The 15,860-nt window shown below is 70.0% G+C and carries 15 protein-coding genes and 1 pseudogene; 8 read left to right on the forward strand and 8 right to left on the reverse strand.

Features of this window, described 5'->3' with window-relative positions; translation table 11 throughout:
• Positions 1 to 245: pseudogene (locus R6V09_RS26525) on the reverse strand (PH domain-containing protein); the annotation flags it as partial.
• 126 nt (positions 246 to 371) lie between these two features.
• Between R6V09_RS26525 and R6V09_RS26530 the strand changes: the two are divergent.
• Together R6V09_RS26530 and R6V09_RS26535 are read left to right on the forward strand one after the other, a co-directional pair.
• Positions 372 to 1,496 (forward strand): acyltransferase family protein, encoded by a 1,125-nt coding sequence (locus R6V09_RS26530; protein WP_317883940.1) that lies wholly within the window; start codon positions 372 to 374, stop codon positions 1,494 to 1,496.
• Between the two features lie 189 nt (positions 1,497 to 1,685).
• Positions 1,686 to 2,576 carry a calcium-binding protein gene (locus R6V09_RS26535; protein ID WP_317883941.1) on the forward strand — a complete coding sequence of 297 codons (891 nt, stop codon included), beginning with the start codon at positions 1,686 to 1,688 and terminating at the stop codon, positions 2,574 to 2,576.
• 49 nt (positions 2,577 to 2,625) lie between these two features.
• Here R6V09_RS26535 and R6V09_RS26540 read toward each other — a convergent pair whose 3' ends face one another.
• Positions 2,626 to 3,048 carry a hypothetical protein gene (locus R6V09_RS26540; protein ID WP_317883942.1) on the reverse strand — a complete coding sequence of 141 codons (423 nt, stop codon included), beginning with the start codon at positions 3,046 to 3,048 and terminating at the stop codon, positions 2,626 to 2,628.
• Positions 3,049 to 3,211: 163 nt separating this feature from the next.
• Here R6V09_RS26540 and R6V09_RS26545 point away from each other — a divergent pair, with 163 nt between their 5' ends.
• A complete protein-coding gene (locus R6V09_RS26545; protein ID WP_317883943.1) occupies positions 3,212 to 5,152 on the forward strand; it encodes a YncE family protein in 1,941 nt (646 codons plus the stop codon).
• Between the two features lie 75 nt (positions 5,153 to 5,227).
• Here the strand turns inward: R6V09_RS26545 and R6V09_RS26550 are convergent, their stop codons facing one another.
• A complete protein-coding gene (locus R6V09_RS26550) occupies positions 5,228 to 5,872 on the reverse strand; it encodes a TetR/AcrR family transcriptional regulator (protein WP_317883944.1) in 645 nt (214 codons plus the stop codon).
• A 139-nt stretch (positions 5,873 to 6,011) separates the two neighbouring features.
• Between R6V09_RS26550 and R6V09_RS26555 the strand changes: the two genes are divergently transcribed.
• Both R6V09_RS26555 and R6V09_RS26560 read left to right on the forward strand, forming a co-directional pair.
• The gene (locus R6V09_RS26555; protein WP_317883945.1) at positions 6,012 to 7,568 is read left to right on the forward strand and encodes an FAD-dependent oxidoreductase; all 1,557 of its coding nucleotides are present in this window, start codon (positions 6,012 to 6,014) and stop codon (positions 7,566 to 7,568) included.
• Positions 7,569 to 7,578: 10 nt separating this feature from the next.
• Entirely contained in the window at positions 7,579 to 7,953 is a 375-nt protein-coding gene (locus R6V09_RS26560; protein ID WP_317883946.1) for a DUF6479 family protein, read from the forward strand.
• 31 nt (positions 7,954 to 7,984) lie between these two features.
• Here the strand turns inward: R6V09_RS26560 and R6V09_RS26565 are convergent, their stop codons facing one another.
• The 4 genes from R6V09_RS26565 to R6V09_RS26580 all read right to left on the reverse strand — a co-directional run bounded on the left by R6V09_RS26565 (position 7,985) and on the right by R6V09_RS26580 (position 11,514).
• Complete coding sequence (locus R6V09_RS26565) at positions 7,985 to 8,500, reverse strand: DUF7144 family membrane protein (protein ID WP_317883947.1); 516 nt, start codon at positions 8,498 to 8,500, stop codon at positions 7,985 to 7,987.
• Between the two features lie 105 nt (positions 8,501 to 8,605).
• Positions 8,606 to 9,880, reverse strand: a complete 1,275-nt coding sequence (locus R6V09_RS26570) for a hypothetical protein (RefSeq protein WP_317883948.1) — start codon at positions 9,878 to 9,880, stop codon at positions 8,606 to 8,608.
• A 269-nt stretch (positions 9,881 to 10,149) separates the two neighbouring features.
• Positions 10,150 to 10,848 (reverse strand): DUF6445 family protein, encoded by a 699-nt coding sequence (locus tag R6V09_RS26575; protein WP_317883949.1) that lies wholly within the window; start codon positions 10,846 to 10,848, stop codon positions 10,150 to 10,152.
• Between the two features lie 117 nt (positions 10,849 to 10,965).
• The gene (locus R6V09_RS26580) at positions 10,966 to 11,514 is read right to left on the reverse strand and encodes a DUF1062 domain-containing protein (RefSeq protein WP_317883950.1); all 549 of its coding nucleotides are present in this window, start codon (positions 11,512 to 11,514) and stop codon (positions 10,966 to 10,968) included.
• Positions 11,515 to 11,769: 255 nt separating this feature from the next.
• On the opposite strand from R6V09_RS26580, the gene R6V09_RS26585 reads away from it, so the two are divergent.
• Complete coding sequence (locus tag R6V09_RS26585) at positions 11,770 to 12,243, forward strand: carboxymuconolactone decarboxylase family protein (RefSeq protein WP_317883951.1); 474 nt, start codon at positions 11,770 to 11,772, stop codon at positions 12,241 to 12,243.
• A gap of 214 nt (positions 12,244 to 12,457) precedes the next feature.
• Complete coding sequence (locus R6V09_RS26590) at positions 12,458 to 13,198, forward strand: DUF4142 domain-containing protein (protein WP_442810137.1); 741 nt, start codon at positions 12,458 to 12,460, stop codon at positions 13,196 to 13,198.
• Positions 13,199 to 13,215: 17 nt separating this feature from the next.
• Here the strand turns inward: R6V09_RS26590 and R6V09_RS26595 are convergent, their stop codons facing one another.
• On the reverse strand, positions 13,216 to 14,877 hold the full coding sequence (locus R6V09_RS26595; RefSeq protein ID WP_317883953.1) for a glycoside hydrolase family 13 protein: 1,662 nt from the start codon (positions 14,875 to 14,877) through the stop codon (positions 13,216 to 13,218).
• A 160-nt stretch (positions 14,878 to 15,037) separates the two neighbouring features.
• Between R6V09_RS26595 and R6V09_RS26600 the strand changes: the two genes are divergently transcribed.
• The coding region (locus R6V09_RS26600) for a hypothetical protein (RefSeq protein WP_317883954.1) at positions 15,038 to 15,860 on the forward strand (823 nt) is incomplete at its 3' end.

Genomic DNA, 15,860 nt, shown 5'->3' on the forward strand with positions numbered 1-15,860 from the left:
AGGCGACGCCCGCGCAGCCGTTGCTGGGTCGGCGCGCCGGGGTAGCCCGCGGCGAGGGCGGCGAGGGCCGCGATCGCGGCCAGGTCCCCGGCGTTCTCGACGTGCCGGTGCCAGACGTACCGCGAGCCGGTGACCACCCTCACCTCGCCGCGCCAGAAGGTGAGTTGGATCCTGTCGCCGGCCCGGAAGCCGTCGGCGGCCTCGACCGGGACCTCAAGGCGCTCGCACGGCAAGCGCTTGTGCATTCTCCGGCAGCCTTCCGACCTGCCACGTTGCCCGAAGAAGGCAGGAACACCCCCACCCTCCTGTGAGCCGTGCCACCTCTGCCCGGGAGGAGGTTTACGGCGCCGGACAACGGTGAGGCGGTCCGGATGCCGTACCGAAACACCACCACGAAGGACGTCGTACCAGAACGGACGGCGGCCCCGGCGCCGCAGGCGCGCGCCGTGCCCGAGCGGGCGGTCGGGCCGTCGGCCAAGCCGCGCGACCCCTTCTTCGACAACGCCAAGTACCTGGCGATCGTCCTCGTGGCGATCGGTCACTCCTGGGAGCCGCTGCGCTCGGGCAGCCGTGGCGTCACCGCGCTGTACACGCTCGTGTACGCCGTGCACATGCCGGCGTTCATCGTCATCTCCGGCTATTTCTCCCGGAGTTTCCGCGCCACCCCGCCCCAGATCAGACGGTTGCTGACGGGCATCGTCGTGCCGTACGTCGTCTTCGAGACGGCGTACACGCTCTTCACCCGCTGGACCGACCACCAACCCGACCGCGCCATCAGCCTGTTGGACCCGCTGTATCTGACGTGGTTCCTGGCGGCCCTGTTCGTCTGGCGCCTCACCACCCCGATGTGGAACCACGTCCGCCACCCGCTGCCGCTCGCGCTGGCCGTCGCGATGCTGGCGACGCTCTCCCCCTCCATCGGCAACGACCTCGATTTCCAGCGCCTGTTGCAGTTCCTGCCGTATTTCGTGCTCGGCCTCTCCCTGAAGCCGGAGCACTTCCAGCTCGTACGGCGGCCCGAGGTACGGCAGTTGGCGGTGCCGGTGTTCGTCTGCGCGCTCGCATTGGCGTACTGGGCGGTGCCGCGCTTCGACTACTCCTGGCTCTTCCACAACGCGAGCGCGGAGCAACTCGGCGCGCCCGACTGGGAGGGGCCCCTCATGACACTGGCCCTCTTCGCCTGCTCGACGCTGCTGGTCGGCTGCTTCCTCGCCTGGGTGCCGCGCCGCCGCACCTGGTTCACCGCGCTGGGCGCGGGCACGCTCTACGGCTATCTGCTGCACGGTTTCCTCGCGCAGGGTGCCAAGTCCTGGGGCTGGTACGGCCCTTCGTGGGTACAGGGCCCCCTCGGCGAGATCACGGTGACGGTGGTCGCCGCCGCCGTGGTGACCGCGCTGTGCACACCGCCCGTCCGACGGGCCTTCCGGTTCGCGATGGAGCCCGAGATGCGGTGGGCGTTCCGCCGTGACGCGACGGAACTGGCCCGTACCTCATAGCGATGGTTGTAATGGATCAGTGGGCCAGTTCATGAATTCGCGTTGAATCACGGCTGACGATTCGTACGGGGACGACACCCGCGCGAAAAGGCGCACAACCAAGCCCCGGAAGGGAGGGTCAGACGCGGTGTCGGAATTCGAATTCCTCGGAATCCGCCAACTCCCCTTACGTTTCACGGAGGTTGTGCGATGTCCTCTCGTTCTGTCGGTCGCCTGACAACCCTGGCCCTGGCCCTCGGCACCGGTCTGGCCGCTCCGCTGCTCCTCGTCGGGACCGCGGGCGCGGCCACCGCTCCGGCCACCGCCGCGCTCGGCAACGGCGGCAATGAGGTCCTGTACACGGCCGCCGCCGGCCAGGCCAACAAGGCGGTCGTCACCGCGTCGCACGTGACCGGCACCGACAGGATCACGTACGTCATCGACGACGTGGTCACCATCAAGCCCGGCACCGGCTGCGCGTACCCCACCGCCTCGGACCACACCAAGGTCTCCTGCGCGGTCACCACCCTGGACAGCCAGGACCCTTATCCCACCGTGCAGTTGACGCTCGGCGACGGCAACGACACCCTCACCTACCACAACAGGACCAACCAGACGTACTACTTCGCCTCGGTCGACCTGGGCGCCGGCAACGACAAGGCCACCGAGGACGGCACCGTCGCGGGCAACTACATCTCGGGTGGCACCGGCAACGACACCATCACCCTCGGCAAGTACTCGGTGGGCTGGGGCGACAACGGCAACGACACCCTCCACGCCGGCGCCGAGACCATCGCCCAGGGCGGCACCGGCAACGACACGATCACCACCGTGGGCGCGGCGGCCGACGGCGGCGCCGGCAACGACGTCATCACCGGCGGCGCGGGCGGCCAGAGCCTGACCGGCGGCACCGGCAACGACAGGATCAGCGGCGGCGCCGGGAACGACTTCCTCTACGGCGGCACGGGCAACGACGTCCTCTACGGCAACGCAGGCGCCGACACGATCTACGGCAACTCCGGCAACGACACGCTGTGGGGCGGCACGGGCACGGACGTCCTGTCGGGCGGGCCGGGCCACAACGTCGTCCACCAGAACTGACGCGGCGAGCCGGTCTCAGGACACGCGCCAGAAATGACCCGGGCCGGTCTCAGGGCGTGAAGGTGACCGCGGCCCGGGCCGGCCGGCGGAACCCGTCGTCGGACAGTACGGACCGCTCGACGACGACGTCGACGGGGGTGCCGTCGGCGGCCGTTGAGCGGTACTCCCGGACGGGGCCCCGCAGGGAGGTGCCGCACAGGCCCTCCGGGAGGATGCCCGCCCGGTGCGGGTAGTCCGGTATCCGGTGGCTCGGGAACGTGACCTCGACGCTGCCGTTGCGGGTGAGGTAGCGGATGTCGGAGGCGGCGGCCGGAAGGGTCGCGCCTCCGGCGCCGATCACGCGGGGCAGCCGCAGATCGCTCCCGTCGCACGCCCGGACATCCCCGAATGGATGAAACAGCTCGTCCCGGAACAGCCAGGTTCCCCCGCCGCCCACCACCTCCCAGACAGCGCGCGTACACGACAACCCCATAACTCCTTTCCCACCTGTCACAGACATGCCATACGCTGCGCATAGCAGCCGCGCCCCGCGCGTCACCGCGTCTCTCATCCGCGGTCACGTCCGGGCGTTGCGCGGCGCTCTCAACTCCCGGTCCACAGACCGGTTTTCCTTGTGGGGGGAACAGCACGTGCGGATGCGCAGCATCTCCACCGCGACAGCGCTCGCGGTTCTTTTCGGCTCGGCGGCGCTCAGCGTCGTAGCGACGGGTACGGCCTCGGCGGCCACCGCCAACGTCGCCTCACCCGGCGGTCTGGTCGCGGACGGCGCTCTCAAGCGGGTGTTCGTGGGCGACAGTTCGGCCGGCACGGTCGCGGCCACCGACTACTCGGGCAACGTCCTCGCCTCGGTCGGCGGGATCAGCGGAGTCTCCGACCTGACCGTCTCCGACGACGGGGCCACCGTGTACGCGGCGGCGCAGGCGACGCACGAGATCGTGGCGATCGACGCGGCCACCCTCGACGTCAAGGCCCGCTACGCGGTCACCACCGGCGAGGGGCCGCGCTACCTCGCCTTCTCCGCCGGCAAGGTCTGGTTCACCTACGGCGACCAGTGGGACGGCAACCTCGGCTCGGTCGACCCGGCCACCGACCCGGCGGGCGGCACCGACCCGGTGACGCTCGGACAGATGCCGGAGGGCGTCTCGATCTGGGACCCGGGCTTCCTCGACACCGCCGCGTCCAGGCCCGGTGTCCTCGCCGTCGGCGAGACCGGTGTCTCCACCGACTCGATGGTCGTCCTGGACGTCTCGGGCACCACTCCCCAGAAGGTCGCCTACGACGACCGCGACTCCTCGCTGCACGGCGAGATCTACGACATCGACCTGGTGCCCGGCGCCGACGAGGTACTGGTCGACGGCACACTGCGGGACGCGTACGCGGACGGCAAGTTCAGCCGGACGGGCAGCTACCCGGGCGCCCAGCGGGCCGACATCGCCGCGGACGGCACGGTCGCACAGGTCAACGGCAGCACGATCGCGACGTACAGGCCGAACGCCACGAAGGCGATCCGCACGTACAACATCGGCGTCTACGGCACGGCCGACCTGACCTGGGCCCCGGACGACTCGCGGATCTTCGCGCTGGTCGGGAAGTCCGGCGGCGGCTACACGCTCAAGGCGCTGACCGACCCCGAGAAGAACGTCCCGACCCTCACGGTCAACGCCCCCAGCTCCGCGACCCGCGCCAAGAAGCTCACGGTCACCGGGAAGCTCTCGGCGACGGTCGCACTGCCGGCCGGGGTGAAGCTGCAGGTCACGCGCACCGACCTGGAGTCCCCCAAGGGCAAGGCGCTGCCCGCCGTCACGGTGAAGGCGGACGGCACGTACTCCTTCGCGGACACCCCGCCGGCCGGCGGCACGGTCACCTACAAGGTGGCCTACGCCGGTGACGCCGGGCACGCGGCGGTCAGCGCTTCCGACAAGGTCTCCGTGTCCCGCGCGGCCACGACCCTGAGCCTGAACAACAACGGCAAGCTGTACTCGTACGGCGCCGACGTGAAGTTCACCGCACACCTCGGCAAGACGTACAAGAACCGCACGGTCGCGATCTACTCGGACCCCTTCGGCGGCGACAAGCCGAAGAAGCTGGTCAAGACCGGCAAGGTCAACTCCAGCGGCAACATCACCGTGACCGTGGACATGACCCGCGACACCGCCGTCTCCGCGGTCTTCGCCGGCGACGCCCGCTACGCGTCCAAGACGGTGAAGGTCACGGCGTACGCCAAGGTCAGGATCTCCACCGCGATCACCAAGCACTACAAGACGGCGAAGATCGGCTCGACGTCGTACTACTGGTTCCACAAGAACTCGGCGCCGATCGCCACCACGACGATGACCTACTACCCCAACCGCCAGGAGCGGCTCGACCTGCAGGTCTACTACAACGGCCGGTGGTACGACTCCGACTCGGAGTACTTCGGCCTCGGCACGAGCGGCAAGGTCGCGGTGAACCTCGGCGCACCCGGCGAGTCCGGCATCAGGGCCCGTATCCGGGCCGCGTACATCAACGGTTCGTCCGGTGACAACGTCAACTCGACGACGTACAGCGGCTGGAAGTACATCTACTTCTCCAACTGACCGTTTTCCGACGCCTGTTCACCAGGTGCAGTGCAGCTCCGCCGCGAGGACCGAGGGTCCTCGCGGCGGAGCTGTTCACCGGGCCGGGAACACCGTGTCCAGGCCTGTCATCAGCTGGCCGTATGCCTGCTCCGCCTCCGCGACGGCATCGTCGTAGGCCTCGTCGGCGGTGCGGCCGGAGGCCATCGTCCGCCAGTTCTCCATGCCGAGTTCCTGCTGTACGACGATCAGGTGGGTGGCGGCCAGGCGTCTGGTGAGCGGGGTGGAGTCCCCGGTGTCGGGGAGGGCTTCGGCGAGGGCGTCGATCTCCTGGCTGCGGTAGCGCTGAACCAGGCCGGTCTGCAGGCTCGGCGTGCCGTACAGCAGGTCCATGAAGCTGAGCACGTCGGAGTGGTCGTTCAGGCCGGTGATCGGGTCGCGGGCGGCGAGGCGGTCCAGGAAGTGGGCGCACAGGGCGGCCGTGGGGGTCAGGCCTGGCGGGCGTTCGCTTACGACACGGGCCGCTTCGCCGACGTGGTCGGCGAAGCGGTGCAGGACCAGGTCCTCCTTCGCCGGGAAGTACCGGAACAGGGTGGCCTTGGAGACCTCGGCCGCCGCCGCGACCTCGACGACCGACACCTCGTCGAACCCCTTCTCGCGGAAGAGGCGCAGGGCTTCCTGGGCGATGAGGTTCCGGGTGCGTTCTTTCTTGCGCTCGCGGAGGCCGGGGGGTTCGTCCATGCGGGCCACAGTACCAGACAGTGAGACCCGGAATCAAATAAGACCAGAGATGGAATGAGGTCGAGAATCTTCTGAGACCTGGTTTCATTTTCTCGGCGTTTGGTGTTCCCTGGATGCAACGACGACGAGAGGGATCGCGATGAGCGACGACGTGCTGATCGTGGGCGCCGGGCCGACCGGCCTCACGCTTGCCATCGAGCTGGCCCGGCGCGGTGTGGAGGTGCGGATCGTGGACGCGGCGCCGGTCCCGCACCGGGAGTCCCGGGGCAAGGGCCTGCAGCCGCGCACCCTTGAGGTCCTGGAGGACGTCGGCGGCACCGAGCGCGCGCTCGCCACCGGGACGACCCGCCTCCCGTTCCGCAAGTACTTCGACGGCGCGCATGTGAACGACACAGACCCGTTCGCGGACGCCCTCCCCACGCCGGACGCGCCGTACGAGCGGGGGATGCTCATAGGGCAGTGGCAGGTGGAGGAGATCCTGCGCGAGCGGCTCGCGGAGTTAGGGGTCGGCGTCCGACTCGGCACGGAGGTCACCGGGTTCGAGCAGGACGCGGACGGTGTCACGGCCGTCCTCGCCGACGGCGAGCGCGTCCGGGCCGGCTACCTCGTGGGCTGCGACGGCGGGCGCAGCCAGGTGCGCAAGGCGATGGGGGTGCGCTTCGACGGTACGACCGAGGAGACGCAGTCGATGGTCGTCGGGGACGTGGGGGCCGAGGGGATCGGCAGGGACGTCTGGCACCAGTGGTTCACGTCGGACGGCGGCGGGGTGGCACTGTGCCCCATACCCGGCACGGACTCCTTCCAGTTCCAGGCGAGTCCCGAACTCGACGCGAACGGCGAGCCGTCGCCGCCCTCGCTGGAGAGCTTCCAGCGGATCTTCGACCGGCACGCACGCGTGCCCGGCATCACGCTGACGAACCCGACCTGGCTCTCCATCTGGCGGGTCAACGTCCGCATGGTCGACCGGATGCGCGTCGGCCGGGTTCTCCTCGCCGGGGACGCGGCCCATGTCCATCCGATCGCGGGCGGACTCGGGATGAACACCGGCATCCAGGACGCCTACAACCTGGGCTGGAAGCTGGCACTGGCGGCCACCGGGCAGGCCGGTCCCGGGCTCCTGGACACCTACGAGGAGGAGCGCCTCCCCGTGGCCGCCTGGACCCTGGGCGTCTCCACCGACCTGTATGCCCGCGTGCTCGAAGCGGTCAAGGAACCAGGCACCGGTGTGGAGGCCGCCGCCCCGCCGCCCATGGGCACCGGCTACCCCTGGAGTTCCCTCGCCGGCCCGGCCGACGACACCCTCGGCTCCGTCGGCGATCCCACCGTCCTGCGCCCGGGCGACCGTGCCCCCGACGCCCCCTGCCTCGACGCCTCGGGGGATCCGGTCCGGCTCTTCCAGGTGTACGCCGACCCGCGGTTCACGCTGCTCGGCTTCGGCGCCGAAGTCGCCGACGCCGTGGGCAAGTTGGCGGCCGGGCACGACGGCCTGCTGCAGGCGTTCACGGTGGACGGCGGCACCTCGGGCGCTGTGGCCGACCTGCACGACCACGAGGGGCATGCGCGGCGGGCGTACGGCGTCACGGATCCGGCCCTGGTGCTGGTCCGCCCCGACAACCACATAGCGCTGCTCACCCGGGACCCCGCCGAGGTCACCGCTTATCTCGCGCGGATCGCCACATTCACTCCCAAAGAGTGATACTCGGAGTATGAGCACGGCAGCTTATGAACTGCTGGCCGCGTCGTCGCACAACAGACTCGACGTGGGCGCAGCCTTTCTCGGTGGCCTGCTGATCGCAGGCGCGCTGGTCTGGGCCATACATTTCGGTATGAAGGTCCGGGACCAGGAACTTCCGCGGCCGCTCCCCGAGGAGCAGCCCCACCTCCCCGCCACCGGCGCCGTCCACGAGATGCGCGAGATGCGGGAACCCGACGAGATGCCCGTCGCCTCGGAGGAGAAGGAGCGGCTGATGCCGTACCAGCTCCATCACTCCGGAAGCAGAACGGGAAAGGACCAGAGCCGGCAGCGCTGGGTGCCGGGAAGGAGCGGTTCCTTCGGCGGGGGCGGCATCGGACACGTCTGACCCGCCCGCCCACCGGTTCCGCTGTTCGTCGCTACTGGCGCGCCCCGGAGGTGTTCGGGTCGTAGACCGCCAGTGCCCAGATGACGAACACGTCGACCGCGATCATGATGACCGACCAGATCGGGGCGTACGGGAGGAACATGAACTGGAGGATCGCGCTGAGGCTCGCGAGGACGATGCCGCAGACGCGGGCCCAGCTCATGCCCTTGAGGATGCCCCAGCCGGTGACCGCGCCCACGGCGCCCAGACAGAGGAGGATCACGCCCCAGCCGGTGAGGTTGATGCTGTACACGTAGTCGCCGACGCGGGTGTAGACGTCGTCCTTGGCGAGCGCGGAGATGCCCTGGAGGATGGCGATGACGCCGTTCATCAGCATCAGGACACCGGCGAAGACGGCACCGCCGACCGCGAGGCCGCCGCCGGACGGGGGCGGGCCGTAGCCGCGGGTGCCGGGGGCCTGACCGGCGTCGTTCCAGACCGGGGGCTTCTCCTCGCCGCCGGTGGACGTCGAGTGCGGCTGCTGTGTCGAGTGCGGCTGCTGCGTCATGGCGGTGCCCCACCTCTCTGTGGTGTGCGGTCTGTCGTGGTTCGGTCTCTCTGTGGTGTGTGGTGCTTCGACAATCCGGCCGAGGCACGCTCGCCACCAGGGGGGTTACGCCGTCCGGGTGAGCCCCGGCCCCGCCCCCGGGTCCTCGTCCGCCGCCAGGAACTCCACCACCGCCAACGCGAACAGCAGCGCGAGCGCCAGCCCCACCACCACCCACCCCGTCGGGTACGACCACAGCAGGCAGGCCAGCAGTGCCGCGCCCACCAGGAGCCGGCCGATCCACGTCCGGTACCGGCGCACGAACGGCCCCACCGGCCCCGTACGCAGCCCCGCCGCGTAGGCCGTGGCCCGCACCGCCCCGATCCCGGACGTCCACAGCCGCCGTACGAGCCCCGCCCGTCGGCCCGGTCCCGTCAGCCAGGCGCCCAGCGCGAGCACCACTCCCACGGTCACGACCATCCGCACCGTCGTGCTCAGGAACCGGGTCATCGCGTCGTACACCGCCGCGGCGGCGGGTTGTGACACCCCGGCCGGAAGCGCGTCCAGGTACAGGGCGCGGGCGATCCGCAGCGCGATGCCGAGCAGGGCCGTCGCGGCGGCCACCCCCAGCGCGCCCGTGACCAGCGCCCTGCGTCGCCGCCCCGCCAGCAGTACACCGGCCGCGACCAGGACCACCGCTGTCAACGGCAGCCAGGCACCCGCCAGTTGGAGCAGCCGGAAGTACTGCCGGTACGAGTCGAGGTCGTCGTTCCTGACCAGCGTGATCGACGTGTGGATCTCGGGGATCTTCCCGGCGACCGTCATCCCGTCGTCGACCAGTCGCTGTTTCACCTGGTCGACGACCGGGCCCACGTCGAGCGTCACCGCGCCGCCGTCGAGCCGTACGGCACCGCCGCCGCTGCCGGTCAGGGCTTTGTCCACGGTGCTGTGGACACGCCGGTTCGCGTCCTTCCAGATCCTGGCGAAGGCGTCGGAGGCGGCGACGGCCCGCGCCTTGTCGTGGACGAAGGCGCGGACCGCGTCCTCCAGGGAGCCGCCGAGCGCCCCCAACGCCTTCTCCAGCAGCGGGCGTTCGGCCGGGGCCGCGCCGGACAGCAGCGTGGTGAGGTCGAGATGCCCCATGACCGCCGTGGTCACCCGGTCCGCGACGGCGTCCTGGATGTCCGGGTGGGAGGCGAGGGGTGCCACCGTCCGCACATAACGGTCCGTGTCACCCACCGTGTCCGCCGTCCACGCGGCCACCACCCCCAGCGGGGCGAGTACACACCCGACGACCATCAGCAGGACGGCGACCAGCGAACGCACCCGGCGCCCGGGCCCGCGCGCCCGCTCCGCTTCCAGGGCGGCCACCCGCGCCCGCAGTCGGTCGAGTTCCGTCACCCCTGCCTCCTCCACCGCGGCTGTGCCTGCCAGCGCATCCCCGGCGGCCCGGTTCCGCGACCAGTGCCACGCCGTTCGGGTGAGACCGGCATGCGGGCGCACGGCAACCGCCCGCAGCAACCGCGAGCTGTCGGGCGACGTGAAGGCGGAGACCGGAACGGCGCTGCGCTACTGACCGCGCTGGTGGGGTAGGTCCAAAAAAGTGTGACACCTCTGGTGGAAGTGACACACTTTTTTGGGGAGAGGGTGCCGTGGGGGCGTTGGCCGGGTCAGGCCATCCAGAAGAAGACGGCGGTCATCCGCTTCTCCTCCAGCGTGCTGCCGTGGTAACCGGTCGCGCTGTGCACGAGGTTGGCGTGGTACAGCAGCAGGCTGTTGTACCTGTGCGGCACGCGCACGTCCTCCTCGAAGGCGTCCGGCGCCACGAACCGCGTTCCCAGTGCCTCGACGAGGTTGTTGTGCGGAGCCTGCACGACATTGCCGCCGAGCCGTCCGCCAGGCAGATGCTGCCGGTAGAAACTGGTTCCGCAGTCCTTCGGCACGGAGGGGTTGAGGTACAGCACCGCGGCGTACCGGCACAGCGACCGCGAGTCGGTGTGGGGCCGGGGCTCGCTCTCGCCCTCCCCCACGACCTGGATGCAGTTGTGGTTGAGCGTCCCGCCGCCGGGCGCCTGCTGCACCCACAACTCCTTGGCCCCGGTGGCCTGTTTGACCAGCCGCTCGACCCGCCCCAACTCGGCCGGCTCAAGCCCCGGCATCGTGCGCAGCCCGGGCCAGGTCTCCGAGGTGTACGGGTACCCCTTCACCCAGTCGTCCTTCGCGAGACACCGCTCCCGTACGACGTCGGCGTCCGGGAGGACGTCATTCAGCACCCAGTAGTCACGGCCCTTGGTGGGCTTGCGGTACGGGAGGACGGGCAGGGGCGCCTGTTGCCTGGCCCGCTGGGGATGTGGGGGGAGTGGGGGCATGGGGCCGAACGTATAGCGGGGGTTCACCAACGCTGTGCCATACAGCGGTCAACATTCCGTCAATGAGGGCCTGCCCGCACGGGTGTTGGCGGGCAGGCCCCCGGGGTCGCGGAAGAGTCAGCGCTTGAGGATGAAGGTGAAGTTGTCGGAGAGTCTGGTGTTCAGGCGGGCCGTCGAGACCAGCCTGCCCTCCGTGATCAGGCTCTCCACCTCGGCCCGTGGCAGGCCGCAGCCCTCGGCGATCAGCCGTACCGGCCGGACCGGGATCCGTGCCGCGAAGCGGACCGCTATGTCGATCACCTCGCGGTCCAGATGGTCCGATCCGCCGGTGTCGAGACGCCAGGCGCCGGCCCAGTCGAGGGCGACGCGGTTTCGGCGCCGCACGACCGGGTCCTGGAGCAACTCCGCTGTCAGGGCAAGGTCGTTGGCGTGCAGGCGGTCCAGGAGGTCGGGTTGTACGGAGCGTACGTTGGCCCGTTCCAGGACCGTGAGTTTCGCGGTGTCCCCGCACCCCGTGCAGAGCACGAGGAGCCAGACGTCGAGCAGCTTGTGGTGGGCGTTGACGCGGAACTTGCCGCTTGCCCGGAAGTGTCCGGCCCCGCACGCGTGACAACGGCGGCGGACGAGTGGCAGGCAGGTGGGCATGACAACCCAGTTTTCGAGCACAGAAGTACACCGGTTCCAGTGAGAAATCCGCAGCAAAAAGGAGCGCGGCGCAACTGCGCGACGCGCGACGATTCAGCACTCGGGGGGTCTCACACGGTGTACAACGGCACGTCCTTGCCCAGACGACTCGGTCCGGCAGCACGGTAGAGGCGGACAGCGTGCCTCACCACTGCTTTTTTGTGCGTTGTCACATTCTCGTCGGCTGTTTCGTCAGTCCCGTGTAAGCAACGGCAACGAAACGCAGAGGAGCCCACCATGGGTGCCCGACTCAACGCCTTCGCCAGTCCGATCGCCGGGAAGGCCCTGAAGCACTTCATCGCGGCGGGCAAGGTCGTCGCCGACTCGCCGCTGCCCGCCGCCACGCAGGAACTGGTGAAGATCCGCGCCAGCCAGATCAACGGCTGCGGGTTCTGCACCGACATGCACACCAAGGACGCCGCGGCGGCCGGCGAGACGTCGGTACGACTGAACCTCGTCGCGGTGTGGCGTGAGGCCACCGTGTTCACCGACGCGGAGCGCGCCGCGCTGGAGCTCGCGGAGGAGGGCACCCGGATCGCGGACACGGCCGGCGGGGTGAGCGACGAGGTGTGGGGGAACGCCGCGAAGCACTACGACGACGAGCAGCTCATGGCCCTCGTCTCGCTGATCGCCCTCATCAACAGCTTCAACCGTATGAACGTCATGCTCACGATGCCGGCCGGCGACTACCAGCCCGGTCAGTTCGCGTAGCGCGGCCTCTCCGCACCCACCCGGAAACACCCCCGGAACCGGGGCGCCGAACCGGAGGCATCACCCGCCACTTGTGACGCGCCCCACTCGGGCTTTACCAAAACCAAAGACTTCGAACGCTTCCCCGATCCGTATTCCCCACTGTCCGTACCGCCGACGGGCGGTCCACGACACAGGAGGTACGGTGCGCTTTTCGCGGAACGCGACGGGAACGATGGTTGTGGGGGGTGCCCTCAGCCTGACTCTCGTCGCACTGGCCTATCCGGCAATGCTGGGCGTGACCACGGTCTCCAGCGCGCCCACACGTGTCATCGCCAACACGCAGTGGGGGCCGCTGACCGAGGCGGACCGCGACTTCGTGGTCAAGGTGCGCGCGGCAGGGCTGTGGGAGTACCCCGTCGGCCAGATAGGCCTGAAGAAGGGGGCGAGCCCGGCGGTCATCACCGCGAGCAAGCACCTGATCGACGGGCACGCGGCGCTGGACACCACCGTCCGCAAGATCGCGCCGATGCTCAACATCACGATCCCGAACCAGCCCAGCCCGCAGCAGCAGGGGTTCATCAACACCCTGAACGCGGACAGCGGCAAGCAGTTCGACACGGACTTCGCCAACATCCTGCGGGTGACGCACGGTTCGATCTTCAACACGATCGCGAAGATCCGTTCCACGACGGAGAACACCCTCGTGCGGATCCTCGCCAACCAGGCCAACGCGACGGTCCTGGACCACATCACCGTCATGGAGGAGACCGGCCTGGTCAACTTCAGCCAGGTCCTCTTCCAGGAGACGACCCCGCCGAAGCTGCCGGCCTCGGACCTGACCCCGCCGCCCCCGGCCGCGGGCCAGCCGGAGGTCGTCCTCACCCCGCCGGTGAACAGCACCACCCAGCCGCCGGTCCTGCCGGGCGAGTCACCGAGCCAGAGCGCGACCGGCTCGACCCCGACCGTGGGGTGAGTGCGCCACAAAGCGCCCTACGCCCCCAGCCACACGGTCGTGTCCGGAGCCAGCAGCCCCAACTGCTCCTCGCCCGCCGCCGGTTCGCTGCTCAGCAGCACCTCCCCCGGCGGCAGGGCGACCGGCACGTCCGTCAGGTTGGTGACACAGCGCCAGGCGCCGGAGCGCGTGAAGTGCAGCACTCCGGGCGGGCTGTCCGGGGCCCAGGTCAGCGACTCCCCTTCGAGCAGCTTGCGGCGCAGCCGCAGGGCCGTGCGGTAGAGCTCCAGGGTCGAGCCCTCGCTCCCGTCCTGTGCCTCGACGGCGTACGCCGCGAAGCTCGCCGGCTGCGGCAGCCACGCGGGGCCGGGCCCGAAGCCGTACGACGGACCGGTCGAGGTCCACGGCAGGGGTACCCGGCAGCCGTCGCGGCCCTTGTGGGTGTGGCCCTGTTGTTCCCAGATCGGGTCCTGGAGGACCTCGACGGGCAGGTCGGCGACCTCGGGCAGACCGAGTTCCTCGCCCTGGTAGACGTACGACGAACCGGGCAGCGCCAGCATCAGCAGGGTCGCGGCGCGGGCCCTGCGCAGGCCGGCCGCCGGGTCGACGGGCGGGGTGCGGCCGTCGGACAGGAGCCAGGCGTTCACATCGGTGCCCGGGGGGAGCATCAGGCGCGAGGCGTGGCGTACGACGTCGTGGTTGGACAGCACCCAGGTGGCGGAAGCTCCTGCCGCGCGGGCCGTGGCGAGCGAGCCGGTGATCACCTCGCGCAGTTGGTCCGCGTCCCAACCGGCCTCCAGGTACTCGAAGTTGAAGGCCTGGCCGAGTTCGTCGGGGCGGGCGTAGCGGGCGCGGCGGGCGGCCGGTACCCAGGCCTCGGCGACCGCCATGCGGGGCGGGGTGTAGGTGTCGAGGACCGTGCGGCGCCAGTCGCGGTAGATCTCGTGGACCTCGTCGCGGTCGTAGTAGGGGTGGCTGCCGGGCGGGAGGGAGTCGAGGACGTCCTCGGAGTTGGCCGCGAGCGGGCCGATGTCCCGCAGCGGCTCGCCGAGGTCCTTCACCAGCGCGTGGGCGACGTCGACACGGAAGCCGTCGACGCCCCGGTCGGACCAGAAGCGCAGGGTGGTGCGGAAGTCGGCGCGGACCTCCTCGTTGTCCCAGTTCAGGTCGGGCTGTTCGGGCGTGAAGAGGTGCAAGTACCACTGTCCGTCGGGCAGTTGGCGCCACGCGCTGCCGCCGAAGACGGACGGCCAGTCGGTGGGCGGGAGTTGACCGTCCTCACCGCGGCCGTTCCGGAAGACGTACCGGTCGCGGGCGGCGGAACCGGGCGGGGCGGCCAGCGCCTCCTGGAACCAACTGTGCAGGTGCGAGGTGTGGTTGGGCACGATGTCGACCATGACCTTCAGGCCCAGCCGGTGCGCCTCGGCGACCATCGCGTCGAAGTCGTCGAGGGTGCCCAGGCGCGGGTCGACCGCGCGGTAGTCGGCGACGTCGTAGCCGCCGTCGGCGAGTTCGGAGGGGTAGAAGGGGCTCAGCCAGAGGGCGTCGACACCCAGGGCGGCGAGATGGGTGAGCCGCTCGGTGACGCCCCTCAGGTCCCCGAGTCCGTCACCGTCCGCGTCGGCGAAACTGCGCGGATACACCTGGTACACAACGGCCTGACGCCACCAGTTCGGGTCACGGGAGGACAGGTCGGTCACGTGGTCTCCTTATGAATTCCCTCTACACCGAGGCGAGTTGACAGTCTTCTTCCGGTGGACCCACGATGTGCACACGCTGTGGCGCATGTGACCAATGAGCCCAGTGTTTCTCGCGTTGATCCACACCCTCCACACCCTGTACACGCCAGATGGGATCAGTATGTCCATAGCCAGTCGTGTCACCGTGCGCCGCCTGTTGGGGACAGGCGCCGCCTCCCTCGCCCTCGCCGCCGCCTCCGTGAGCGCCGCGTCCGGTGCCTGGGCCACCGGCGGGCACGGCGGTGGCGGTGACGGCTGGGAGTCCGGCGGCCACTACCGGCCCGGCTCGGGCGCCGGCACGGTCACCGAGACCGAGGGCTGCCAGTTCTCGCTGGACGGCACCAGCTTCTTCCCCTCCGTCAAGGTCGACGACCAGAACCTGAAGCCCACCGACGACGGCAAGGTCCACATCAAGGTCCGCACCGCCGGTGACGCCTCGACCTGCACCGCCTCGCTCGCCTCGTACATCGCGCACGGCCCGACCTTCGCCACCTCCGGCCAGCAGGTCTTCGTCGACTTCGACACGGTCACCGTGCAGAAGGGCCAGACCGACTCGCTCGACATCGCGGTGCCGGACGAGGGCTGCTTCGCGCAGATCGACCTCTACCGCGGTGCCGTCAAGTTCGACGGCAACCCCGCCGCCGGCGACGGCCTCGTCCACGGCGACCTGCCCAAGGGCCCCGACCACACCGTCATCAAGGACAAGCTGATCGCGGCCTGGAACGGCGGCACGAAGGACTGCACGACCACCGAGTCGCAGCCCCCGTCGCCCTCCGCCCCCGCGTCGGTCCCGCCGTCGGCCCCGGAGTCCACCCCGCCCGCCTCCGAGTCCTCGACCCCGACCCCGAGCGCCTCCGGGTCGACCACGCCGTCCAACCCGACCCCGGTCGCCTCCGGTTCGAGCAGCGCCCCGGCGGCACCCTCGCCCAACGGTGGCGGCGGCG

Origin of the sequence: Streptomyces sp. W16, assembly GCF_033194735.1 — a bacterium.
Lineage (GTDB): Bacteria > Actinomycetota > Actinomycetes > Streptomycetales > Streptomycetaceae > Streptomyces.

Excerpts from the sequence above, each read along its gene's own strand:
- R6V09_RS26530 (WP_317883940.1), top strand. The coding sequence starts at position 372 with ATGCCGTACCGAAACACCACCACGAAGGACGTCGTACCAGAACGGACG.
- R6V09_RS26535 (WP_317883941.1), top strand. The coding sequence starts at position 1,686 with ATGTCCTCTCGTTCTGTCGGTCGCCTGACAACCCTGGCCCTGGCCCTC.
- R6V09_RS26540 (WP_317883942.1), bottom strand. The coding sequence starts at position 3,048 with ATGGGGTTGTCGTGTACGCGCGCTGTCTGGGAGGTGGTGGGCGGCGGG.
- R6V09_RS26545 (WP_317883943.1), top strand. The coding sequence starts at position 3,212 with ATGCGCAGCATCTCCACCGCGACAGCGCTCGCGGTTCTTTTCGGCTCG.
- R6V09_RS26550 (WP_317883944.1), bottom strand. The coding sequence starts at position 5,872 with ATGGACGAACCCCCCGGCCTCCGCGAGCGCAAGAAAGAACGCACCCGG.
- R6V09_RS26555 (WP_317883945.1), top strand. The coding sequence starts at position 6,012 with ATGAGCGACGACGTGCTGATCGTGGGCGCCGGGCCGACCGGCCTCACG.
- R6V09_RS26560 (WP_317883946.1), top strand. The coding sequence starts at position 7,579 with ATGAGCACGGCAGCTTATGAACTGCTGGCCGCGTCGTCGCACAACAGA.
- R6V09_RS26565 (WP_317883947.1), bottom strand. The coding sequence starts at position 8,500 with ATGACGCAGCAGCCGCACTCGACACAGCAGCCGCACTCGACGTCCACC.
- R6V09_RS26575 (WP_317883949.1), bottom strand. The coding sequence starts at position 10,848 with ATGCCCCCACTCCCCCCACATCCCCAGCGGGCCAGGCAACAGGCGCCC.
- R6V09_RS26585 (WP_317883951.1), top strand. The coding sequence starts at position 11,770 with ATGGGTGCCCGACTCAACGCCTTCGCCAGTCCGATCGCCGGGAAGGCC.
- R6V09_RS26590 (WP_442810137.1), top strand. The coding sequence starts at position 12,458 with ATGGTTGTGGGGGGTGCCCTCAGCCTGACTCTCGTCGCACTGGCCTAT.